The 20,922-nt window shown below is 73.3% G+C and carries 19 protein-coding genes; 3 read left to right on the forward strand and 16 right to left on the reverse strand.

Annotated features, from left to right (window positions below):
- The first annotated feature begins 115 nt into the window (after positions 1–115).
- Both ACE101_RS26595 and ACE101_RS26600 read left to right on the forward strand, forming a co-directional pair.
- The gene (locus tag ACE101_RS26595) at positions 116–2,110 is read left to right on the forward strand and encodes an autotransporter assembly complex protein TamA (protein WP_379136184.1); all 1,995 of its coding nucleotides are present in this window, start codon (positions 116–118) and stop codon (positions 2,108–2,110) included.
- Positions 2,110–6,465, forward strand: a complete 4,356-nt coding sequence (locus ACE101_RS26600; RefSeq protein WP_379136187.1) for a translocation/assembly module TamB domain-containing protein — start codon at positions 2,110–2,112, stop codon at positions 6,463–6,465. Before ACE101_RS26595 ends, ACE101_RS26600 begins: the two co-directional genes overlap by 1 nt.
- A gap of 111 nt (positions 6,466–6,576) precedes the next feature.
- Here ACE101_RS26600 and ACE101_RS26605 read toward each other — a convergent pair whose 3' ends face one another.
- The 7 genes from ACE101_RS26605 to ACE101_RS26635 form a co-directional block, all read right to left on the reverse strand.
- Positions 6,577–7,359, reverse strand: a complete 783-nt coding sequence (locus ACE101_RS26605; protein ID WP_379136190.1) for an ABC transporter permease — start codon at positions 7,357–7,359, stop codon at positions 6,577–6,579.
- Positions 7,356–8,267 carry an ABC transporter permease subunit gene (locus tag ACE101_RS26610; RefSeq protein WP_379136192.1) on the reverse strand — a complete coding sequence of 304 codons (912 nt, stop codon included), beginning with the start codon at positions 8,265–8,267 and terminating at the stop codon, positions 7,356–7,358. The genes ACE101_RS26605 and ACE101_RS26610 overlap by 4 nt, the downstream gene beginning before the upstream one ends.
- Positions 8,267–9,358 carry an ABC transporter ATP-binding protein gene (locus ACE101_RS26615; protein ID WP_379136195.1) on the reverse strand — a complete coding sequence of 364 codons (1,092 nt, stop codon included), beginning with the start codon at positions 9,356–9,358 and terminating at the stop codon, positions 8,267–8,269. The genes ACE101_RS26610 and ACE101_RS26615 overlap by 1 nt, the downstream gene beginning before the upstream one ends.
- Positions 9,359–9,450: 92 nt before the next feature.
- Positions 9,451–9,771 carry a GYD domain-containing protein gene (locus ACE101_RS26620; RefSeq protein ID WP_379136198.1) on the reverse strand — a complete coding sequence of 107 codons (321 nt, stop codon included), beginning with the start codon at positions 9,769–9,771 and terminating at the stop codon, positions 9,451–9,453.
- 100 nt (positions 9,772–9,871) lie between these two features.
- Positions 9,872–10,237, reverse strand: coding sequence for a hypothetical protein (locus ACE101_RS26625; RefSeq protein ID WP_379136201.1), 366 nt, complete (start codon positions 10,235–10,237; stop codon positions 9,872–9,874).
- 516 nt (positions 10,238–10,753) lie between these two features.
- The gene (locus tag ACE101_RS26630; RefSeq protein WP_379138951.1) at positions 10,754–12,328 is read right to left on the reverse strand and encodes a DHA2 family efflux MFS transporter permease subunit; all 1,575 of its coding nucleotides are present in this window, start codon (positions 12,326–12,328) and stop codon (positions 10,754–10,756) included.
- 26 nt (positions 12,329–12,354) lie between these two features.
- A complete protein-coding gene (locus tag ACE101_RS26635; protein ID WP_379136203.1) occupies positions 12,355–13,539 on the reverse strand; it encodes an HlyD family secretion protein in 1,185 nt (394 codons plus the stop codon).
- A 156-nt stretch (positions 13,540–13,695) separates the two neighbouring features.
- Here ACE101_RS26635 and ACE101_RS26640 point away from each other — a divergent pair, with 156 nt between their 5' ends.
- The gene (locus ACE101_RS26640) at positions 13,696–14,349 is read left to right on the forward strand and encodes a TetR/AcrR family transcriptional regulator (RefSeq protein WP_379136205.1); all 654 of its coding nucleotides are present in this window, start codon (positions 13,696–13,698) and stop codon (positions 14,347–14,349) included.
- Here ACE101_RS26640 and ACE101_RS26645 read toward each other — a convergent pair.
- The 9 genes from ACE101_RS26645 to ACE101_RS26685 form a co-directional block, all read right to left on the reverse strand.
- Complete coding sequence (locus tag ACE101_RS26645) at positions 14,304–15,347, reverse strand: ATP-binding protein (protein ID WP_379136207.1); 1,044 nt, start codon at positions 15,345–15,347, stop codon at positions 14,304–14,306. The two genes, ACE101_RS26640 and ACE101_RS26645, sit on opposite strands and share 46 nt — an antisense overlap.
- Positions 15,344–15,922 (reverse strand): SpoIIE family protein phosphatase, encoded by a 579-nt coding sequence (locus ACE101_RS26650; protein WP_379136209.1) that lies wholly within the window; start codon positions 15,920–15,922, stop codon positions 15,344–15,346. The genes ACE101_RS26645 and ACE101_RS26650 overlap by 4 nt, the downstream gene beginning before the upstream one ends.
- Entirely contained in the window at positions 15,919–16,332 is a 414-nt protein-coding gene (locus ACE101_RS26655; protein ID WP_379136211.1) for an ATP-binding protein, read from the reverse strand. The genes ACE101_RS26650 and ACE101_RS26655 overlap by 4 nt, the downstream gene beginning before the upstream one ends.
- Positions 16,329–16,793 (reverse strand): ATP-binding protein, encoded by a 465-nt coding sequence (locus ACE101_RS26660; RefSeq protein WP_379136213.1) that lies wholly within the window; start codon positions 16,791–16,793, stop codon positions 16,329–16,331. The genes ACE101_RS26655 and ACE101_RS26660 overlap by 4 nt, the downstream gene beginning before the upstream one ends.
- The gene (locus ACE101_RS26665) at positions 16,771–17,160 is read right to left on the reverse strand and encodes an STAS domain-containing protein (RefSeq protein WP_379136216.1); all 390 of its coding nucleotides are present in this window, start codon (positions 17,158–17,160) and stop codon (positions 16,771–16,773) included. Before ACE101_RS26665 ends, ACE101_RS26660 begins: the two co-directional genes overlap by 23 nt.
- The gene (locus tag ACE101_RS26670; protein ID WP_379136219.1) at positions 17,160–18,020 is read right to left on the reverse strand and encodes an STAS domain-containing protein; all 861 of its coding nucleotides are present in this window, start codon (positions 18,018–18,020) and stop codon (positions 17,160–17,162) included. The genes ACE101_RS26665 and ACE101_RS26670 overlap by 1 nt, the downstream gene beginning before the upstream one ends.
- Positions 18,021–18,034: 14 nt before the next feature.
- A complete protein-coding gene (locus tag ACE101_RS26675; RefSeq protein WP_379136222.1) occupies positions 18,035–18,409 on the reverse strand; it encodes a response regulator in 375 nt (124 codons plus the stop codon).
- A 121-nt stretch (positions 18,410–18,530) separates the two neighbouring features.
- The gene (locus tag ACE101_RS26680; protein ID WP_379136225.1) at positions 18,531–19,736 is read right to left on the reverse strand and encodes a methyl-accepting chemotaxis protein; all 1,206 of its coding nucleotides are present in this window, start codon (positions 19,734–19,736) and stop codon (positions 18,531–18,533) included.
- Positions 19,737–20,217: 481 nt separating this feature from the next.
- Entirely contained in the window at positions 20,218–20,904 is a 687-nt protein-coding gene (locus ACE101_RS26685) for a Crp/Fnr family transcriptional regulator (protein ID WP_379136228.1), read from the reverse strand.
- Positions 20,905–20,922 lie beyond the last annotated feature (18 nt).

The raw sequence follows: 20,922 nt of genomic DNA on the forward strand, positions 1-20,922 counted from the left end.
TCCACAATGGCACGCGTTGCGCTCCGGCGTGGACACGGTTTGAACACGAACCCCGCCAACCCTTGCGGCAGGAGGCCGACCTGCGGGAAGGCGGGGGCAACGAGCAGCCGGGGGCATGCCGGATCAGGGTCGGATCGCGCGCGCGCAGGCAACGCGCCGCTGGGGAGTGAGAGGCAGGCCGGGGGCGCTCGCCCTCGTCGCCTGCCTGCTGGGCGCGCCCGAGGCGCGGGCCTTCGATGTCTTCGGGCTGTTCGGCTCCGAGGAGGCGCCGCCTGCCCCGCGCCCGGATGCCGTGGCCTACGCGGTGCGCATCCAGGGTGCCGAGGACGACGACCTGCTCTCCGCCCTTCAGGACGCCTCGACCCTCTACCGCCTGCGGACCGAGCCGCCCCCGGACGGCGAGGGCCTGCTGCGCCGGGCCGAGGCCGACGCCACCCGGCTCGTCGATGCCCTCTGGGGCTTCGGCTACTACTCCGGCACCGTCGCCTTCCGCATCGAGGATGTGGTGCTGGGCGGGGATGCGGCGGCCCGGGCGGCGGTCCGTGCCGCCGAGGCGACGCGCAACCGGCGGCTCGCGGCGGTCCGCATCAGCGTCGAGCAGGGGCCGCTCTACCATCTGCGCACCATCACGGTCCGGGACGTCTCCGGCCTCCCCCTCGACCTGCCCGCCCGCCTCACCCGGGTCGGCGACGACGTGCCCGCGCGCTCGGCCACCGTGCTCGCCCGCGAGGCGCGGATCGTCGACGCCCTGCGTGCGCAGGGCCATCCCTTCGCCAAGGTGGTGCGGCGCGAGCCGGTGGTGGATCACGCCGCCCGCGCCATGGACGTGGCCTTCACGGTCGATCCGGGGCCGGAGGCGGCGATCGGCGCCGTCACGGTGCGCGGCACCCGGGACCTCGACCCGGCGGTGGTGCGCTCCTTCATCTACGCCGAGCCGGGCGATCCCTACTCGCCCGAGGCGATCGCGGGCATCCGCCGCTCGGTGACCCGGGTCGAGGCCATCGGCGGCGTGCGGGTGCGCGAGGCCGAGGCCCTGGCGCCGGACGGGACGCTGCCGATCTTCGTCGACGTCACCGAGCGGGCGCCGAACCTGCTCGGCGTCTCGGCGCGCTACTCCACCGTCGACGGGCCGGGGGTGCGCGGCTACTGGGCCAACCGCAACCTGTTCGGCGGCGGCGAATCCCTGCGCATCGACGCGGATCTCTCCTATCTGGGTCTCGGCCAGGATTACTACGCGCGCCGCCGCAAGCTCGCCGGCATCGAGACCAACGGCCTCGGCGGGCGGCTCGCCGCGACCTTCGTCAAGCCCGCCCTGTTCGGCACGCGCAACGATCTCCTGGCCGGCGCCTTCATCGGCCGCGAGGTGCAGCAATCCTACCTGAGCGACGCGGTCGGCGGCACGGTCGCGGTGCGCCACCGCTTCAGCGACACCTTCTCGGTGCAGGCCGGCGTCGAGGGGCAGATCGGCTATGCCCGGGACGCCCTCGGCAAGGTCGATTACCGGCTGATCGGCCTGCCGGTCTCGGTCTCCTACGATTCCACCGACAACCTGCTCGACCCGAGCCGGGGCGTCCGCCTCACCGCCTCGGCGACGCCCTATCCGAGCTTCCTCGGCTCGGATCCGGGGATCTTCGTCGCCAAGGCGCAGGGCTCGACCTACTACGCCCTCGACGACGAGGCGAACACGATCCTCGCCGCCCGGCTCGGCTTCGGCTCGATCACGGGGGCGAGCCTCGCCGAGATCCCGGCCTCCATCCGGTTCTTCGCGGGCGGCGGCGGCTCGATCCGCGGCTATGCCTACCGCACGGTGGGGCCGATCGGCCCGTACCAGCTGCCGATCGGCGGGCGCTCGCTCCTCGAAGGCTCGCTGGAGGCGCGCATCAAGGTCACGGACACGATCGGCCTCGTGCCGTTCCTCGATGCGGGCACCGCCTTCGCGTCGAGCCTGCCGGATTTCGACGAGCCCATCCGCTACGCGGCGGGTCTGGGCCTGCGCTACTACACCGGCATCGGCCCGATCCGCGTCGATCTCGCGGTGCCGCTGAACCCCGACAAGGCGCTCAAGCAGCCGCCGGTCGCCCTCTACATCAGCATCGGGCAGGCCTTCTGATGATGAACCAGACGGGCCGCAGAGCCATCCTGCCGCGCCGCCCGCGCCTGCGGCGGACCGGGTCCGCTTCGCTCGCCGCGGCCTGCGCCCTGCTCCTCCTCGGCCTCGTCTGGCTCGGCCAGGGCACGGCCGGCCTCGCGGCCGAGGGCGAGACCACGGTCCTCGGCGACCTCCTCTCCCGCGCGCTCTCCACCCCGGCCTCGCGGGTCTCGATCGGCGCCGTCGACGGCGCGCTCTCCTCCGACGCCACCATCCGGGACGTGTCCATCGCCGACCGCGAGGGGGTGTGGCTGCGCCTCGACCGGGCGCGGCTGATCTGGCGGCGCACCGCCCTGCTCTCCCGCCGCCTGGAGATCGACCGGCTCGAGATCGGCCGCCTGGAGGTGCTGCGCCGCCCCCTGCCCAACCCCGTCGCCACCACCGCGACGAACGAGCCGCTGCTGCCCGACCTGCCCGTGAAGGTCGAGATGAAGGCCTTCACCCTCGGCGAACTCGCCCTCGGCGAGCCGGTGCTGGGGCAGGAGGCCCGCCTCGCCGGGGCGGGGCAGGCCAAGCTCGGCGACCCGGGCGAGGGGCTCGACCTCGCGCTCGGCATCCGCCGGCTCGACCGGCCCGGCACCGTCACGCTCAAGCTCGCCTACGTGCCCGAGGGCCAGAAGCTGGAGCTGAAGCTCGCCCACGACGAGCCCGAGGGCGGCCTCGTCGCCCGGGCGATGAACCTCCCCGGCCTGCCGCCCGTCACCCTCGACCTCGACGGGCGCGGCCCCCTCGACGCCTTCGCGGCGAGCCTCGCCTTCCGGGCCGGCGACGACATCGGCGCCGAGGGCAAGGCGCGCATCGAGCGGGCGGGGCGGGAGCGCCGGATGAATCTCGATCTCGCCTCGCGGATCGAGGGGCTGGTGCCGGGGCCGGCCGCCGCGATCTTCGCCGGCACCACCCGCCTCGACGGCGCCCTGCGCTTCGGCGACGACGGCGCCTCTCGCTTCGAGCGCTTCGACCTGACCTCGCGCACGGCGAAGCTCACCCTTGCGGGCGGGCTCGACGCCGCCGGCCGGGCCGACCTCACCGTCACGGCCCGGGCCCTGCCCACCGAGGGCGGCGTCACCCGCACCGGCGCGGGCGCGGTCGAGGCGCTGACCTTCGACGGCGGCGTCACCGGCCCCCTCGCCGCGCCGCGGGTGGTCGGTACCCTGCGGGCCGCGGGCCTCAGCGCCGCCGACAGCCGGCTTGCCCGGGTGAGCGCCGATCTCGCGGTCGAGCCGCTGGCGAAGGTCGCGGAGGGCCAGCCCTTCCGCCTGTCCGCCGATGCCGCCTTCGAGGGGCTGCACCTCGCCGATCCGGCCCTGCGGCGGGCTGTCGGCCCGGAGGCGCGCTTCACCCTGCGCGGGCAGTTGCGGCCGGATGGGATCGCCGACCTCTCGGACGTCACCCTCGACGCGCCGCAGGCCGGCCTGCACTATGCCGGCCGTCTCGGCCGCACGGAGGTGGCGGGCACCCTGCGGGCGGAGCTGCGCGACCTCGCGGCCTTCTCGCTCCTCGCCGGCCGGCCGCTCTCCGGGCGCCTCGCCGCCTCCGCGCTGCTCAGCGGCGATCCCACCCGCTCGGGCGTCGCCGCGGAGGTCGAGGCTGCGGGCGAGCGGCTCGATCTCGACACGCCCGCCCTCGACCGCACCCTCGGTCCGAGCCCCCGCTTCGCCGGGCGGCTGACCCGCCTGCCGGACGGCTACGCGGTGGAGCGCGCCCGCTTCACCGGCGCGGCCGTGACCGGCAGCGCGGAGGGCCGCGCCACCCTGGCCCAGGCCGATCTCGCGGCGCGCCTCGACCTGTCGGACCTCGCCAGCCTCGATCCCGCCCTCGCCGGGCGCGCGAGCCTGAACGCCCGGCTCACTGGCTCCCTGGAGCGTCCGGATCTCGCCCTCACCCTGGCCGCCCCCGAGGCGAAGGCGCTCGGCCGCCCGCTCCGCGACCTCGCCGCCGAGGCGGCGCTGAAGGACGTGACCGGGCATCTCGACGGGACCGTGAACCTGTCCGGCCGGGTCGACGGCAAGCCGCTCACCGGCGGGGCGCATCTCGCCCGGGCGCGGGCCGACTGGGTGCTCGACCGGCTCGCCTTCGGGCTCGGCTCGGTGGCGCTCCAGGGCTCGGCGGCCGTGGCGCGGGAGAGCGGCCTCGCCGAGGCCGACCTCACCCTGCGCGCCGGCAACCTCGACGACCTCTCGGCGCTCGCCCTGACCCGGCTCGCCGGCCGGCTCGACGCGGCCATCGCCCTCGACCGCCGGGACGGCCGGCAGGGCGCGCGGATCCGGGCGACCGGCGAGGGCCTGCGCGGGGCCGGCCTCGCCCTGGCGCGGCTCGAGGCCGATCTCGCGGGCAGCGATCTGCGCGCAGCCCCGCGCCTTCAGGGGCGCTTCGCCGCCGAGCGGGTGGCGGTGGCGGGCGAGACCATCGACTCGATCCGCTTCGACGCGACGCCCGCGGAGGGCGCGAGCGACCTCACCCTCCAGGCCCGCGCCCGGGGTTTCTCGCTCGACGGCGCCGGGCGGCTGGTGGCGGGCGCCCGCCCGCGCCTCGACCTCGCCCGGTTCAGCGCCGTGCGGGGCGCCGACCGCCTCGCGCTCGCGGGCCCGGCGAGCCTCACCCTCGACGGGCGCGACCTCGTGGTCGAGCGCCTCGCCATCGCGGCGGGGGCGGGACGGGCGAGCCTCGACGGCCGCCTCGGCTCCCGGCTCGATCTGCGGCTCGCCCTCGTCAAGCTGCCGCTCTCCCTGGCGCGGATCGCGGATCCCCGCCTCGCCCTCTCGGGCACCCTCGACGGCGAGGCCTCGCTGTCGGGCGCCCTCGACAGCCCCGAGGGGCGCTACGCCCTCCAGGTGAGCCGGCTCGTCACGCCCGAGACCCGCTCGGCCGGCCTGCCGCCCATCGACGCGAAGCTTCAGGGCCCGATCCGCGACGGGCGCGCCGGCCTCGACGGCACGGTCTCGGCGGGGCGCGGGATGCAGCTCACCCTCGGCGGCACGGTGCCGGTGGAGCCCGGCGGCCCCCTCGGGCTGACGGCCCGCGGCACGATCGATGCCGCGCTCGCCAACACGGTCCTGTCCACCTCCGGCCAGCGCCTCGCCGGCCGCCTCGCCGTCGACGGGGAGGTTGCGGGCACGCTCGCCGCCCCGCGGGTCGGCGGCAGCGCCACCCTCACGGGGGGCAGCTTCAGCGATCCGCTCCAGGGCATCCGCCTCACCGACATCCAGGGCCGGGTGAGCGGCCGGGGCGACACGCTGGTGATCGAGCGCCTCACCGCCGCGACCCGCAACGGCGGCAGCCTGCGGGTGGAGGGCCGGGTCGCGGTGGCGCCCGCGCAGGGCTTCCCGGGCTCGCTCACCATCCGGGCGGACCGGGCCGAGCTGGTCTCGAGCCCGCTGATGACCGCGGTGACGGGCCTCGACCTCGCCCTCGCGGGGCCGCTCGCGCGCACGCCGCGCATCAGCGGCCGGGTCGACGTGGTCTCGCTGGAGGTCGGCATCCCCGACCGGCTGCCCGCCACCGTCCAGCCCCTGCCGGGGATCCGCCACGTCAACGTGCCGGAGGCCGAGCGCCGGCGCCTCGCCGCGCGGGCCCGTCAGCAGGCGGGGACCGGCCGCAAGGGCGCCCCCTTCGACGCCACCCTCGACATCGCCGTGAACGCCCCGGGCCGGATCGTGGTGCGCGGCCGCGGCGTCGATGCCGAGCTCGGCGGGTCCCTGCGGCTCACCGGCACCTCGCGGGCCCCGGTGGCGAATGGCGGTTTCGCGATGCGCCGCGGGCGCATCCAGATCGTCGGCCAGCGCCTCGACTTCAACCGCGGCCGCCTGACCTTCGCGGGGGACCTGACGGCGCCGGACCTCGACTTCGAGGCCCAGACCCAGGCCGGCGACGTGACCGCGCGCATCGCCGTCAACGGCCCGGCCGACCGGCCGGCCTTCGTGCTCAATTCCGAGCCGCCGCTGCCGCAGGACGAGGTGCTCTCGCGCCTGCTGTTCAAGAAGGCCTCGGGCGGCCTCTCGCCGTTCCAGGCCCTCCAGCTGGCGCAGGGCGTGGCGCAGCTCGCCGGCAATGCGGGCGGGCCCGACGTGTTCGAGAGCGCCCGCAAGGGGCTCGGCCTCGACAGCCTGGACGTGCAGGCCGGCGCGAAGGGCGGCGCGGCTTTGGGATTGTCGCGGGCGCTCGGCGACCGGCTCTCGGTGGGCGTGCGGGCCGGCGCCCGCCCGGAGGACAGCGCCGCCACCCTCACCTACGACGTGACCGGTCGCATCAAGGTGCAGGGCGAGGCCGGTGCGAACGGCGCCACCGCGATCGGGGTCGGGGCGGAGTGGGAGTATTGATACCAACGGTCCCGTCGATCTCGGGCAGGCCCGAGATCGAGAGAGGATGCGCCGGCATCCTGGGGCCCGGCATCTTGGTCCCCAGCATCTTGGGCCGTTGTATGCGGTCGCTCACCCCTCCCGCCGCGCCGTCGCCAGCGAGGCGATCAGCACGCTGAGCGCCACCGTGGCGATCAGCAGGGTCGAGATCGCGTTGATCTCCGGCGTCACGCCGAGGCGCACTTGGCTGTAGAGGCGCATCGGCAGGGTGGTGGCGCCGGGGCCCGACACGAAGCTCGCGATCACGAGATCGTCCATCGAGAGGGTGAAGGCGAGGAGGAACCCCGCCACGATCGCTGGCAATAGCAGCGGCAGCGTCACGGTGCGGAACACCGTGACGGGCGGGGCGCCGAGATCGGCGGCGGCTTCGATCAGGCTGCGGTCGAGCCCCTTGAGCCGGGCCTGCACCACCACGGCGACGAAGCAGAGCGTGAAGGTCGTGTGCGCGGCGACGATGGTCCAGAAGCCGCGATCGATCCCGAGCCCGACGAAGAGCAGCAGCAGGGCGAGGCCGATGATCACCTCCGGCATCACCATCGGGGCGACGAGGAGGCCCGAGAACAGGGTGCGGCCCGGAAAGCCCCCGCGCCGGTCGAGGGCGAGCGCCGCCAGGGTGCCGAGCACGGTCGCGAGGCTCGCCGAGGCGAGCGCCACCTTGAGCGTGGTCAGCGTCGCTGCGACGAGGGGGGCGTTCGCCGCGAGGCCCGCGTACCAGCGGGTCGAGAACCCGCCCCAGACCGTGACGAGCCGGGATTCGTTGAAGGAATAGACGACCAGGACGAGGATCGGCCCGTACAGGAAGACGAAGCCGAGGACGAGCGCGGCGAGCGCCAGCGGGTGGAGGCGCGCGCTCACCGGGGCCGCTCCATCTGGCGGGCCTCGGCCTCGCGGAAGAACACCACCGGCCCGGCCACGATCAGCAGCATCAGCACCGCCACCGCGGAGGCGAGCGGCCAGTCGCGGTTCGCGAAGAACTCGCTCCACAGGACCCGTCCGAGCATCAGGGTGTCGGGGCCGCCGAGGAGGTCGGGCACGATGAACTCGCCGATGATCGGGATGAAGCAGAGCAGGGCCCCCGCCACCAGCCCCGGCCAGGACAGGGGCAGCGTGACGGTGAGGAAGGCCGAGAGCCGGCTCGCCCCGAGGTCGCGGGCGGCCTCGATCAGGCCGCGGTCGAGGCGCTCCAGCACCGCGTAGAGCGGCAGCACCATGAAGGGCAGATAGGCGTAGACGAGGCCGATCAGCACCGCGGCGGGCGTGTTGAGGATGGCGAGCGGCCGCGCGATCAGGCCGAGGCTCAGGAGCGCGTGGTTGAGGAGCCCGTCGCCCTTCAGGATCCCGATCCAGGCGTAGACCCGGATCAGGAAGCTCGTCCAGAACGGGATCACCATCAGGGCCACGAGGAGCGGTTGCAGGCGTTTGGGCGCCCGCGCCATGCCGTAGGCGATCGGATAGCCGACGAGGATCAGGAGCGCCGTGGCGGACAGCCCGATGCCGAGCGAGGTGAGCGCCGCGTCGAGGTAGAGCGGGTCGGCGGTGAGCGTGCGGTAGTTCTCGAAGTCGAGGGCGGCCAGGAAGTCGGACCACGCGGCGACGCCCCCGCCCCAGTCGAGCACCGGCGTGTAGGGCGGCAGCGCGGTGGCCGGATCCGACAGGCTGATCTTGAGGACGATCAGGAAGGGCAGGCCGAAGAACAGGAGGAGCCACGCGAAGGGCACGCCCGGTAGGGCCGCCCGGCGCAGGCGCTCGGCGAGGCGGCGCATCAGGCGGGCACCAGGGCGGCGGCTTCGGGGGCGAAGCCGAGCCCGACCACGGCACCGGGGGCGAGCGCGGCCGCCCCCGCCGGGAGCGCGGCCCGCAGCTCCCGCCCATCCGCCAGACGGGCGCGGTAGAGGGTCTTCTCGCCGAGATAGACCGCGTCGGTCACGGTGGCGGGCAGCCCCTCCGCGTCGGTGCGCAGGACCACCCGCTCGGGGCGCAGGACGAGCACGGCCGCCGCGCCCTCCGCTCCGGCACCGTGATGGTCGGTGGCGGTGAGCGGGCCGAGGGGCGTGTCGAGGCGGCGCCTTGCCCCGGCGCCGCCGGGGCCGAGGCGGCCCTCGATCAGGTTCGCGTCCCCGAGGAGGCCGGCCACGTAGCGGGTCGCCGGGCGCTCGTAGAGCTGGGCGGCCGGCCCGACCTGGATCAGGCGCCCGCGATCCATCACGCCGATGCGGTCGGCGAGCACCATCGCCTCGGCCGGGTCGTGGGTGACCACCACGAAGGTGGTGCCGAGCTGGCGCTGGATCCCCCGCAGCTCACCCTGCGTGGCCTCGCGCAGCGAGCGGTCGAGGGCGCCCAGCGGCTCGTCGAGGAGGAGCACCCGGGGCCGCTTGGCGAGCGCCCGGGCGAGCGCCACCCGCTGGCGCTGGCCGCCCGAGAGCCAGTCGGGCCGGCGGCCCGCGAAGGTGTCGAGCTGGACGAGGCGCAGCATCGCGGCGACGCGCCCGGCGATCTCGGCCTTGGGCAATCCTTCCCGGCGCAGGCCGTAGGCGATGTTGTCCGCCACGCTCATGTGCGGGAAGAGCGCGTAGGACTGGAACATCATGTTCACGGGCCGGCGATGCGGCGGCACCCCGCCGAGATCCTGCCCGTCGAGGAGGATGCGGCCGCGGCTCGGCTCCTCGAAGCCCGCCAGCATCCGCAGCAGGGTGGACTTGCCGCAGCCCGAGGGGCCGAGCAGGCAGAAGAACTCCCCCGCCGCGAGATCGAGGCTCACGTCCTCGACCGCCGGGGTCGCCCCGAATCGTTTCGTCACGCCCTCGAAGCGGAGATGGCCGGGCGGTGGGGAGGGAGCGGCTGTGGCGGGCGACAAGGCGGCGGCGGGTTCGCGTCCAGGGTGCGGTGCCCCTTACACGCAAGAACCCGGCCGCCCGTCAAGGCGCCGCCGGCCCATCCGCCCGGCCCTCAAGCCCGCCAGCGCGGCGGCTCCTCGTAGGAGAGCGACTGCACGATCTGCCGGTAGGCCGCCTCCGGGAAGGCCTTCAGGGTCTCGGCCCGGAGATTGCCGAGCATGCCGAGCTGGAGGCTGAACCGCGCCGCCACCGCATCGTCGGGCGCCTCGTAGATCGCCACGAAGTCGTAGGGGCCCATCGTGAGGAAGAAGTGCTGGAAATGCCCGCCCATGGCCGAGAGCAGCGCCTTGGCCGCGTCCAGCCGCTGCGGCGAGTCGCGCACCGCGCGTGCGCCCTGATCGGTCCAGTTCGCCAGAACGATGTAGGTGGTCATCGCAAGCCTCCGGATCAGAGGGTGACCGGGCCGCGATGGTACTCCGACCGCACAGGATGTCGATCGTCCTGGGGCGAGGGTGCCGGATTTCTCCAGAGATCTACCCGCCGCCGCAATGCGCCGCGATGATCCTGTCGAAGATGGTGATCGGATTGCCCGATACGTCGAAGGGCGAGAAGACGATCTGCTGCTCGGGCACGGCCGAGAAGGGGCGGAACTCCGTCGGCACGCCGAGCGGGCCGCCGACGCTGATCTCCCCGCACAGGATGACGGGCGGTCCCGCGGCACGGCGCAGGTTGCGCAGGCGGATCGCGGAGGGCGCGTGCGATTCGCCGTTGAGGTTGCGCAGGACCATCGCGAGTTCGTCGCGCGGGAGGCCCTCGCCCGAGCGGTCCGCCACCGTCTGGGCCCGGCCCCCGGCGGCGCCGAGGCCGAGACAGACGAGAGCCGTCAGGATCCTGCGCATGCGGCGGTCTCCGGAACGCATCCGTCAATGCGCCGCCGCGCGGAGCGGATGCAACGCGTCACGACAAATTTTGCGCCAAAGTCTCGGACCAAGGTGGGGGGCGCCCACGCCTTGTCCGAGGGCCCTGGAAGAGCGTATTCAGAAGGTGACACGCGACGATTCCGCATCGCTTTTCCTCGATCACTGCGGAATCCGCACTCTCCTCCCGAGACGTGTCGCGACTTGGCGTCTCTCTCCCGCGCATCGGCGCGGAGAGAGACGCCCTCTCAACCGGCATCACTGTTGGCAGCGCTTGCGCTCGCGGCGATGCTTCCGTTGTGGCAGCTCCCGCGCGATCGTGCTTGTCTGATATCCCGGTGCACGACCCGATCCCGCGGGGCGTCCCCGGGGCCGATCGCGGTCGGCGGCGCCGCTCTCGGATTCGGGCGTCGCATCGGGTCGATCGCCGGGTGGTCACCGGAGGCGCAGGGCGGCTGAGATCCCCACGTCCCGGCCGGCCCTCGTCCGGGCCGTGTCTCAGTGGCCGCCCCCGCTGGCCCCCGCCCGCGGCCGGCGGATCAGCGGCGTCGCGCAGGCCATGGCCAGGAACAGCCCGGTGAGCATCAGGAACACGTCCGAGAAGCTCATCAGCAGGCCCTGCGTCCGCACGGTGCCCATCATCGCCTTCAGGGCCATCCGGTCGGGATCGCCCGCGAGGCCCGCGAAACCGCGCGCCATCGCGTCGAGGCGCTCCAGCACCATCGGGTTCGTCCAGGTGAAGCGCTCGTGCAGGCGCGCGAGGTGCAGGTCCCAGCGGTCGTTCAGCGCCGTGTTGATCAGCGCGAGGCCGACCGCCCCGCCCAGGTTGCGCGTCAGGTTGTAGAGGCCCGAGGCGTTCTTCATCCGGGCCGGCGGCAGGGTGCCGAGCGCGATGTTGTTGATCGGGATCATGCACAGCATGAGCGAGCAGCCGCGCAGCACCTGCGGCAGCAGCAGCTCCCAGAAGTCCCAGTCCTTGGTGATGCCGGTGACGATCCAGGTGCCGGCCGCGAAGCCCGTGAAGCCGATCGCCATCATGATCCGCGGATCGACCCGGCCCGAGAACCGGCCGGCGATGGGGGCGGTGGCGAACATGCAGAGCCCCGAGACGAACATCGTCTCGCCGATCTGCAACGCCGAGTAGCCCCGCACGCGGCCGAGATAGACCGGATAGAGGTAGGTCAGCCCGTAGAGGCCGATGCCGAGCACGAAGCTGAAGACGCAGCCCCCCGCGAAGTTGCGGTCCGAGAAGGCGCGCAGGTCCACGATCGGCTGCGCCGCCGTGAAGGCCCGCCAGAAGAACAGCACCCCCGACACCGCGCAGACGATCGCGGCGAGGAACACCGCCTCCTCCTGGAACCAGTCGTGCAGGGGGCCCTCCTCCAGCACGTATTCGAGGCAGCCGAGGAAGGCCGCCATGAAGCCGAGGCCGGCCCAGTCGAAGCGCTTCAGGAGGTCGAGGTTCGGCTGGTCGAAATCGACCAGCGCCCAGGTCGAAACCGTGACGAACAGGCCCGGCACGATGTTGACCAGGAACAGCCAGTGCCAGTTGAACAGGTCGGTGAGGTAGCCACCGACCGTCGGCCCGATGGTGGGCGCGAGGGTGGCCACGAGGCCGATCATCGGCGAGACGATGCTGCGCTTCGAGGGCGGGAAGATCGTGAAGGCCGAGGCGAAGACGGTCGGGATCATGCCGCCGCCGATGAAGCCCTGCAGGGCGCGCCACAGGATCATCTCGCCGATCGAGGACGAGGTGGCGCACATCAGGCTCATCAGGGTGAAGCCGCCCGCCGAGATCACGAACATCCAGCGGGTCGAGAGCACCCGCGAGAGCATGCCCGAGAGCGGGATCGAGATCACCTCGGCGATCAGGTAGCTCGTCTGAACCCAGGGGATCTCGTCCGCGGAGGCCGAGAGGCCGGCCTGGATCTCGGCGAGGGAGGCCGAGACGATCTGGATGTCCAGGATCGCCATGAACATCCCGAACACCATGCAGACGAACGCCACCATGCGGCGGCGGTCGAGGGGCGGCTCGGCCGCCGCCGGAGCGGCGGCTTGCATGGTGGCTTGCATGGCGGCTTGGGCGGCGGCCACCGGCCCTACTCCCGGGCGCCCGCGGTGCGCACCGGGGCCACCCGCGAGATCAGGGTGCGGTCGGGCGTCGCCGTCTCGGAGGGGCCGCGCGTGTCGACGCGGGCCACCACCGAGAGGCCGGGGCGCAGCAGCCCCTCGCGGGCGACCTCGGCCGGCACCCGCACCCGCACGGGCAGGCGCTGGACGATCTTGGTGAAGTTGCCGGTGGCGTTGTCGGGCGGCAGCAGGCTGAAGACCGAGCCCGAGGCCGGCGAGAAGCTCTCCACCGTGCCGACGATGTCGCGGTCGGGCCAGGCATCGACCCGGATGTGGACCGGCTGGCCGACCCGCATGCGGGCGAGCTGCGTCTCCTTGAAGTTCGCGTCGATCCGCACGCTGTCGAGGGGCACCAGCGCGGCGACGCGCGAGCCCGGGGCCACGTAGGCCCCCGCCTCCACGGCCTTGTTGCCGACCACCCCGTCGAAGGGCGCCCGCAGCACCGTGAAGGAGAGGTCGCGCGCGGCGCGGTCGACGGCGGTCCTGAGTTCGGCGGCGAGGCTCTCGGCCTCCTTGCCCTGCGCCTCCAGCACCGCGACGTTGGCCCGGGCGGCGAGGAGGCCCGCCTCCGCGGCCTTGACGTTGGCGTCCGAGCGGTCCCGGTCGGCCCGCGCCTGCTCCAGCCGCGCCCGGGCGGCGAATTCCACCTGCGCGAGCTGCATCTGGCGCTGGTGGTCGGCCGCCGCGCGCACCTGATCGGCGCGGGCCGCCGCGATCTGCGCCTCGGCCTGGGCCACCTGGGCGCGCGCCGCCTCGACCTGCCGGGCGATGCGCGCCATCGTGCTCGTCTGGGTGGCGAGCTTGTCCTCCGCGGCGCGCAGCGCGAGGCGGTAGTCGCCGTCGTCGATGCGCGCGATCACCTCGCCCGCCCTGACCGCCTGCCCGTTCACCACCGGGACGGCGGCGAGGTAGCCGGAGACCTTGGCGGCGAGCGTGGCGATGTCGGCCTGCACGTAGGCGTCGTCGGTGCCGATGATGAAGCGGCCCGTCGTGTACCAGTCGTAGCCGAAGGAGCCGCCCGCCCCGAGGGCGGCGAGCAGCACGAGGGGCAGCACGATCCGGCGCAGGCGGCGGGGCTTGGCGGGCTTTGCCGCCTCCGCGGCCTCGCCCGGCGCGACGGCCCGTCCCTGCGCGTAGTCGTCCCGAAAGGCCATGGCTGGATTCCCGACAGGCCGGCGCGGTTGACCGCCGCCGCTGGTCATCGGTATAGATTGACCGAACGGTTCGGTCAACGCGGCGCGCGGGTGACCGGCCGAGAGCGGCGAAAGGCCGGATTGACCGGCCCGGCCGTCGCCCGGATGGTTTTCGGCATGACAGACGCCCCCACCCTCGACGCCTCGGAAAGCGACAAGCGCCGGCAGATCCTCGACGGGGCCCGCGAGGTCTTCCTCGCCTGCGGCTTCGACGGGGCGAGCATGGGCGGCATCGCCAAGGCGGCCGGCGTCTCGAAGGGCACGCTCTACGTCTACTTCGACAGCAAGGAGGCGCTGTTCGAGGCGCTGACCATCGAGGAGAAGTGCGGGCTGGCCGAGAACCTGTTCCGGCTCGACACCGACGACCCGGACGTGCCGGCGGTGCTGCGCCGCCTCGGCCTCAGCTTCGTCGACGCGATGTCCCGGCCCGAGCACATCGCCTCGGTCCGGATGGTGATCGGGGCCTCGGAGAAGTTCCCGCGCTTCGGCCGGGCCTTCTACGAGGCGGGCCCCGTGCAGGGGACCGAGCGGCTGCGGGTCTATCTCGACGCGCAGGTGGCGGCGGGGCGCCTGCGCCCGGCCGACACCAAGCTCGCGGCGCGCCACTTCCTCGATCTCTGCGCGAGCGGCACCCTGCGCCGGCTGCTCTTCGCGGTGGGCGATCCGCCGACCGCGGCGGAGAAATCCTACCTGATCGGCGAGGCGGTGCGGGTGTTCTTCGCGGCCTACGGGCCGGAGCCGGCGCCCGGCCCGAGCGCCACCGGCAGGTAGATCGCGACGCTCGTGCCCGCGCCCGGCCGCGAGGTGATCTCCATCTCCCCGGACCAGTCGGCGACGATGCCCCGGACGATGGCGAGGCCGAGCCCGGTCCCCTGCCCCGGCGGCTTCGTCGTGAAGAACGGATCGGCCGCGCGGGCGGCGACCTCGGGGGGCATGCCGCGCCCGTCATCCGTCACCGAGAGCCGCAGGCACGGCATGGGCGGGTCGCCGCCGGCGCGGCCGGGGGCGATCCAGGGCCGCTCCCAGCCCTCGACCCGGACCGTGATCCGGGCCGCCTCCGCCTGCATGGCGTTCCGCACGAGGTTCATCAGGATCTGGGTGAGTTCCCCCTCCGCGGCCAGGACCGGGGAGGTCCGGTCGGCGATGGTGACGGCGAGGGGCTGGCGCAGCATCGACTGGAGGAAGTCGCAGGCGGCCGACACCGCGGCGCCGAGGGCGATGCGGCGCGGCGGGCTCGTCTCGCGCCGGACATAGGCGAGGATGCTCCGGATCACCGTCACGGCTTGGCCCGCGCAGTCCAGCACGATCTCGAGGTCCGCCCGCTCGGGCGGTCGCGCGTCGAGGTCGGCCAGCATGATCTCGGTCAGCCCGTGCACGGGCTGGAGCAGGTTGTTGAGTTCGTGCGCGACGGAGCCGACCAGCGTGCCGAGGCTCTCCAGGCGCTGCCGCTCCCGCTCGCTCCGCCGATGCTCCTCCAACCGCTGCCGTGCGAGCAGGTCGAGGGCCGTGCGGTAGGCGACGGCCGCCGAGATGGTGAGCGCGCTCAGGCAGGCCGACATGCGCCGGATGATCGCCGGCTCGCCCATCGGCACGCCCGTCTCCGCCAGCGCCAGGGCCGCTGCCTCGTGCAGCTCCGCGATCTCCTCCAGGGAGCGGTTCTCGGCGATCGCCGTGCGGCCGAGTTCCTCGATCTCGACGAGGGCCGCCTCCGCCTCCGTCGCGACGTAGCGGGCCATCCCGTCCGCGTAGCGGTCGAGGAGCGCCCTCATCCGGGGCCGTCCGCGAAGTCGATGCAGAGGACGGCGCAGTCGTCGCCTTCCGTCCCGAAGCGGGCGAGCAGCAGGGCGGCGAGCCGGTCGGGATCGCGCCGATGCCGCCGGGCGGACTCGTCCAGATCCACGGGCCGCAGGCCGTCCGTCCACAGCACCAGCAGGTCCGCCGCGGCGTAGGGCAGGTCGAGGGACCCGACCTGCCGCAGGCCTGCCCCGACGATGCCCGCCGCACCCTCGAAGCGCCGGGTGCGCGGGCCGAACAGCGCGCCCTGGACGTTGCCGGTCGCCGCGACCGTCAGGGTCATCGGGCCGGGATCGATCCGCACCAGGATGGCGGCGGCGCCGCGGGTGTGCCGCACGGCCCGGTCGATCTGCCGGAGCCGCTCCGCGGGATCGCCGGCGCATTCCTGCGCCACCGCGGCGACGGAGCGCGCCGCCCGGTGCGCCTCCGGCCCGTGGCCGAGCCCGTCGGCGATGCAGGCCAGGGTCGCCGCGCCCTCGCGCCACCAGCCCATCACGTCACCGCAGACCGTCTCGCCCGGGAAGGCCCGCCACGCCGCGCCGATCCTCATGCCCGCCACATGCTGCCGTCGACGCGGGTGCCACCGCCCGGCCGCGACGCGATCGAGAATTCATCGACGAGCCGGCGCGTGCCGGGCAGGCCGCAGCCCAGGCCCCCGCCCGTCGAATAGCCGTCCCGCATGGCGAGGTCCGTGTCCGGGATGCCCGGGCCGTCATCCTCCGCCGTCACGCCGATGAGCATCCGGCCCGCATCCTGCCGGACCGCGAGATGGATGGTGCCGCCGCGGCGGGCGTGCAGAACGAGGTTCATCGCCAGTTCCGAAACGGCGGTGGCGAAGGCGTGGGCCCGGACCTTGCCGAAGCCGTGGTGCTCGGCGAGCCGGCGGGCCGCCTGCCGCGCCTCGACGACGTCGATCTCGGCGGTCACCCGGAAGCTTCGGGACTCGATGGCCCGGCTCATCGACGTCGTGCCATCCTGGCGGTGATCCGGGTGAAGCCCGGCCGCGTCTCGAAGGACACGTCGTCCATCAGCTTCTGCACGGCCGGCAATCCGAGACCGAGGCTCCCTCCGGTCGAATAGCCGGGCATCAACGCTGCCGCGACGTTATCGATCCCCGGGCCGTCATCCTCGACCTCGATCAGGATCGCCTGTTCGGAGCCGGTCGTGTGGGTGAAGATGCGGCACTGCCCGCCGCCGGCGTAGCGCAGCGCGTTGCGCACCAGCTCGGAAATCGCCGTGGCGAGGCGCGTCTGGTCGGCGGTGCCGAGGCCGAGGCCCCGGGCGGCCTCGCGCCCGGCTTGCCGGGCCGTCAGAATATCGTCCTGGCGCCGGATCATCACGCGGGCCGCCAGCGCTCCGCGGAGGCCGGCGCCGCCGGCCGGGCTCCTGGCCTGTCCGTCAGGCGGCGTGAGGGTCGTCACGGCGACCTCCACGGGCGGCCATCACGCGCCTGACCGCCGCGACGCCGCCTTCCAGGTCGAAGGCCGTCTCCATCCGGATCAGGTCCTTGCCCATCTCGACCAGCGTCAGGGCCACGGCCGGCCGCATGCCGACGAGGACCGCGACGCCGCCCATGATCCCGACCATCCGGGCGGTCTCCGAGAGGATGCGGGCCATGTAGGAATCGATCACGTCCACCGCCGTGACGTCGATCACGAGACCGTCCGCCCGCCCGTCCCTGAGCAGGGCGAGCGCGTCGATCTGCAGGTCCATCACCTGCTGGTCGGTGAGATCGGCCGGGACCGAGGTCAGCAGGACGCGGCCGAGGCGAAGGATGGGGACGCGCATCAGGCGGCCGCCTCGGAGGCCCGGGCCGCGTGCTCGGTGCGCAGGAGGCGGAAGGCCTCGGCGAGGCCGGCCCGCAGGGTTCCCCGGGTGACCATGCGCGACAGGTCGACGTCGAGCTTCACGAGGGTCTGCGCGGCTTCCGGGCTGATGCCGGTGACGACGACCTGCGCGCCGAGAAGCCGCGCCGCCTCGACGGTCTTGGCGAGGTGCAGCGCGACGCGGCTGTCGATCACCGGGACGCCGGTCACGTCGAGGATCGCGACATGCGCCTCCTCGCGCGCCAGCGCGTCGAGGAGCCACTCCATGATCTGACGCGCGCGCTGCGTGTCGACGATGCCGACGAGCGGCATCAGCACGATGTGGCGCCAGATCGGCAGGACCGGCGTGGCGAGGTCGAGCAGGGCCCGGCTCTGGCGCTCGATGAGCCGCTCCCGCGTCTCGACATAGGCCGCGAAGCTCACCAGCGCCAAGCGGTCGACGACCGTGTTCAGGGAGTCCAGCCATGCGCCGGGATCCGCCGCCGAGGCGGCGCTCTCCCGCCGGATGACCTCTCCGGCGGCGGATTTGAGCGACATGATCAGGGTCGCCGTTTCCGTCGGCGTGAACCCGTCTCCGGCCCGGGCCGCGCTGATCGCGGCGGCCTGCGCCTCGACGGCCCTGAAGCTCGCCCCGGCCGGATCGAGATCTTCGCCCGAGAGATATTCTGTCAGAGCCGCGAGAAAGCTCGCCAGCTCCATCCGGAGCAGACGGTGCGAGGCCGCCCGCGGCGCTCCGGCGCCTTCGGCCTCGCGCAGGCGGTCGATCCACGCGTCGAGCACGTGGTCCTGCTGCCGCGCCAGGATCCGGCCGAGACTGTGCATGACGCCGCTCCGCCTCAGCCGCGCCCGACCAGATCGGAGACGCAGGACAGGATCTCCTGCATGCCGACGGGCTTCATCAGCACGCGGTCGGCCCCGGCCCGGGCGGCCTCCTCGATCGAGACGCGCTGCGGGGAGCGCGGTGCGCCGCCGGTGATCGCGATCACCGGCGTGGCGCGATGGCGGCGCTTCATGCGGTCGATCAGGGCCAGCCCATCCTCGCCGGGCATCCAGAGATCCGTCACGACGACGTCGAAGGATCGGGCGCGCAGCCTCTCCTCTGCCTCCTGGACCGACCCGCATTCCTCGACGCCGTGGCCTCCGCGCTCCAGGAACTTGCGGACGGTCAACCGCACCACCGGAATGTCGTCGATGAGGAGGATCGATGCCATGGCTGTTTCGTCACCCGTGTTCCGCGGCACTGATTCGACACGGAGCGCGCGTGACCCTCGGTTAGCATGGAACGGAAGGCCGTGCATCCGGATCTCATCCCGCCGGTCCCTGCGTCAGGCCTCAGAAGAGTTCGATGTCGTTGGCGGAGGAGGACGGATCGCGCGGCGGGGCCGGTCCGTCGGACATGGCGGCGGCGGCGAGGGGCTCGGGCTCGGGCCAGGGCTCGTTCGCATTCGCGGCCCGGGTCAGCGAACCAAGGTTCTCCCGCGCGGCCGAGAAGATCGTCTCCAGATGCTCGAGCCGCTGGCGCGTCACGTCCTGGAACTGGATCGAGGCGATGAGCGCGATGATCGGCTCGGAGATGCGGGTGCTCTCGTTCTGCACCTTCACCAGCGTGTCGCGCTGGTGGGAGACGAGGCGCTCCATGTTCTCCGTGAGCTGCGCGATGGCGGTGGAGATCTGGGACAGTTCCGCGCGCTCGCCCTCGATGCGCTGCGTGACCAGCGCCACGAGATTGCTGCGGATGGAATCGCGCAGGGTCGCGAGGCCCTGGTTGATGCGGGCCGCGGCCTGATCGGATTCCTGGGAGAGGTGCTTGACCTCCGAGGCGACGATCCGGAAGCCGGCGCCGAACTGGCCGGCCCGGGACGCCTCGATGGCTGCGTTGAGCGCGAGCAGGTTCGTCCGGTGCGCGAGGCCGCGGATGCCCTCCACGGCGGTGGTCAGGTGATCGGTCGCCGCTTCGATTTCGCCGAGGCGCGTGCGGCAATCCGCGACGTCCCGGTCGCGCCGCGCGAGGAAGTCGGCGATCAGCCGGCGGTTGGCGACGAGTTGCCGGTCGGTCTCATCGACGATCTCGATCACCCGGCTGTTCGAGCCCGAGGCTTCGAGGAAGGCGAGCAGGTCCGTCATCGCCCCGTCCACCGTCCGCAGGCTCTCCAGGATCCGGAACGCCGCGGCCTCCGTCTCGGCGGTGACCGACGCCGTATCCCGGTGGGCCCGCTCGAACAGCGTGTCGTAGACGCCGAAATGCCGGATCAGCCCTTCGGGCGGCGGGGGCGGCGGGGGCGGCACGGGTTCCGCCACCGCCGCGGCGGCCGGCGGCGCGGCTGGAGCGGGCGGTGCCGACGCTTCCGGCGGCCGCAGCGAGAGGCGCGTGGCCGTGGCCGCGAACCATGCCACGGTGCATCCGGCGGCCGCGACGGCGATCAGACTCGGCGTCGGGCCGATCGTCGGCAGCCCGATGGCCGCGGCCGACAGGGCGGCCAAGCCCACGGAGAGCGGCGCGATCCGCTCCGGAGAGAGGTGCAGCACGTCCGGCAGCATCGGTCAGGCTTCCCGGCGGCGCGGGCCATGCCCGGTCGCGGCGTCGCGCGCGGTGTCCGGCCGCAGGGGTGACGTGCGGCTCGCCGTTGACATCGCCAAGGCCATGATCTGCGTCCTGTTCTGGTCATCCGGTGCCCGTGCGCAGCAATGCTGCTCCCGGAAGGCGCTCAATGAAAGAAGATGCCTCGAATTCTTGAGCTGATTCCTCAGCGCGACCGCCGATAGATGGCGCCGGTATATTATGTTTCCTGTCGGTAATACAGAGTGGTCGAAAAAGTATAATTATTGGCTAACGCTGAGGAAGAAAGTGTCTGCTCGAAATGTGCTCGGCCATACTGGAATGACGCGCAGGGCCGGAGGGCGTACCCCGCCCCCGCGGCATCGACCGCCCGCGGCACGGCCCGACGCGCCCGGCGACCGGCGGAGCAGCCGGCCTCGGAAGATGTCGGACGCCGATCGCACGCCGCCGGCCGAGCGGAGATCAGCCGTCCTCGCGCAAAGCCTCGGCGACGCGGGCTTCCAGCAGGTCCGGCCGGCGCAGGATCAGCGCGCCGCGGGTGCGGTCGACGAGCCCTTCTTGGGCCATGACCGTGAATTCGCGCGTCACCTGCTCGCGGCGGCAGCCGATCCGGGCGGCGAGCACGTGGTGATAGGGCGGCGGGCTGACGACGCGCTCGCCGTCCGAGCCCATCCGCGGCGAGGAGAGCCGCAGCAGTTCCGCGTAGAGCCGGTGGCGCAGGTCGAGGACCGCATGCTCCATCAGGCGGCTGTTGAGCGCGCGGACCCGCTTGGCGAGGAGGCGCAGCAGGCGGTCGGCGATGGGCGGGGCCGCGAAGACGATCTGGCGGAAGACGGGAGCCGGCACGACGCAGAGTTCGCCGCGGGTGAGTGCCGTCACGTTGGCGGAGCGGCTGACGCCGTCGATCGCCGCGAGTTCGCCGAAGAATTCACCGCCGCGCATCTCCCCCAGGATCACTTCCTTGCCCGATTGCGTGCGGTTGAGGATCCGCACTTCGCCAGTGGCCAGGAAGTAGACGTCGGTCGAGGCGTCGTCGAAGTCGACCAGCACCTCGTTGGGCTCGAAGCGGCGCCAGATGCAGCGGGTCTCGTAGGGGACGAGGTCGACGCCCGCCTCCTTGAAAAACGGAAAAACCCCCAGACGACCCATGGCGATACCTCGACCCGC

This window comes from Methylobacterium carpenticola (assembly GCF_042748905.1).
Taxonomy (GTDB): Bacteria; Pseudomonadota; Alphaproteobacteria; order Rhizobiales; family Beijerinckiaceae; genus Methylobacterium; species Methylobacterium carpenticola.

Excerpts from the sequence above, each read along its gene's own strand:
- ACE101_RS26620 (WP_379136198.1), bottom strand. The coding sequence starts at position 9,771 with ATGACCACCTACATCGTTCTGGCGAACTGGACCGATCAGGGCGCACGC.
- ACE101_RS26600 (WP_379136187.1), top strand. The coding sequence starts at position 2,110 with ATGATGAACCAGACGGGCCGCAGAGCCATCCTGCCGCGCCGCCCGCGC.
- ACE101_RS26665 (WP_379136216.1), bottom strand. The coding sequence starts at position 17,160 with ATGCGCGTCCCCATCCTTCGCCTCGGCCGCGTCCTGCTGACCTCGGTC.
- ACE101_RS26680 (WP_379136225.1), bottom strand. The coding sequence starts at position 19,736 with ATGCTGCCGGACGTGCTGCACCTCTCTCCGGAGCGGATCGCGCCGCTC.
- ACE101_RS26625 (WP_379136201.1), bottom strand. The coding sequence starts at position 10,237 with ATGCGCAGGATCCTGACGGCTCTCGTCTGTCTCGGCCTCGGCGCCGCC.
- ACE101_RS26645 (WP_379136207.1), bottom strand. The coding sequence starts at position 15,347 with ATGAGGGCGCTCCTCGACCGCTACGCGGACGGGATGGCCCGCTACGTC.
- ACE101_RS26685 (WP_379136228.1), bottom strand. The coding sequence starts at position 20,904 with ATGGGTCGTCTGGGGGTTTTTCCGTTTTTCAAGGAGGCGGGCGTCGAC.
- ACE101_RS26670 (WP_379136219.1), bottom strand. The coding sequence starts at position 18,020 with ATGCACAGTCTCGGCCGGATCCTGGCGCGGCAGCAGGACCACGTGCTC.
- ACE101_RS26635 (WP_379136203.1), bottom strand. The coding sequence starts at position 13,539 with ATGGCCTTTCGGGACGACTACGCGCAGGGACGGGCCGTCGCGCCGGGC.
- ACE101_RS26675 (WP_379136222.1), bottom strand. The coding sequence starts at position 18,409 with ATGGCATCGATCCTCCTCATCGACGACATTCCGGTGGTGCGGTTGACC.
- ACE101_RS26610 (WP_379136192.1), bottom strand. The coding sequence starts at position 8,267 with ATGCGCCGCCTCGCCGAGCGCCTGCGCCGGGCGGCCCTACCGGGCGTG.
- ACE101_RS26640 (WP_379136205.1), top strand. The coding sequence starts at position 13,696 with ATGACAGACGCCCCCACCCTCGACGCCTCGGAAAGCGACAAGCGCCGG.
- ACE101_RS26650 (WP_379136209.1), bottom strand. The coding sequence starts at position 15,922 with ATGAGGATCGGCGCGGCGTGGCGGGCCTTCCCGGGCGAGACGGTCTGC.
- ACE101_RS26595 (WP_379136184.1), top strand. The coding sequence starts at position 116 with ATGCCGGATCAGGGTCGGATCGCGCGCGCGCAGGCAACGCGCCGCTGG.
- ACE101_RS26655 (WP_379136211.1), bottom strand. The coding sequence starts at position 16,332 with ATGAGCCGGGCCATCGAGTCCCGAAGCTTCCGGGTGACCGCCGAGATC.
- ACE101_RS26630 (WP_379138951.1), bottom strand. The coding sequence starts at position 12,328 with ATGCAAGCCACCATGCAAGCCGCCGCTCCGGCGGCGGCCGAGCCGCCC.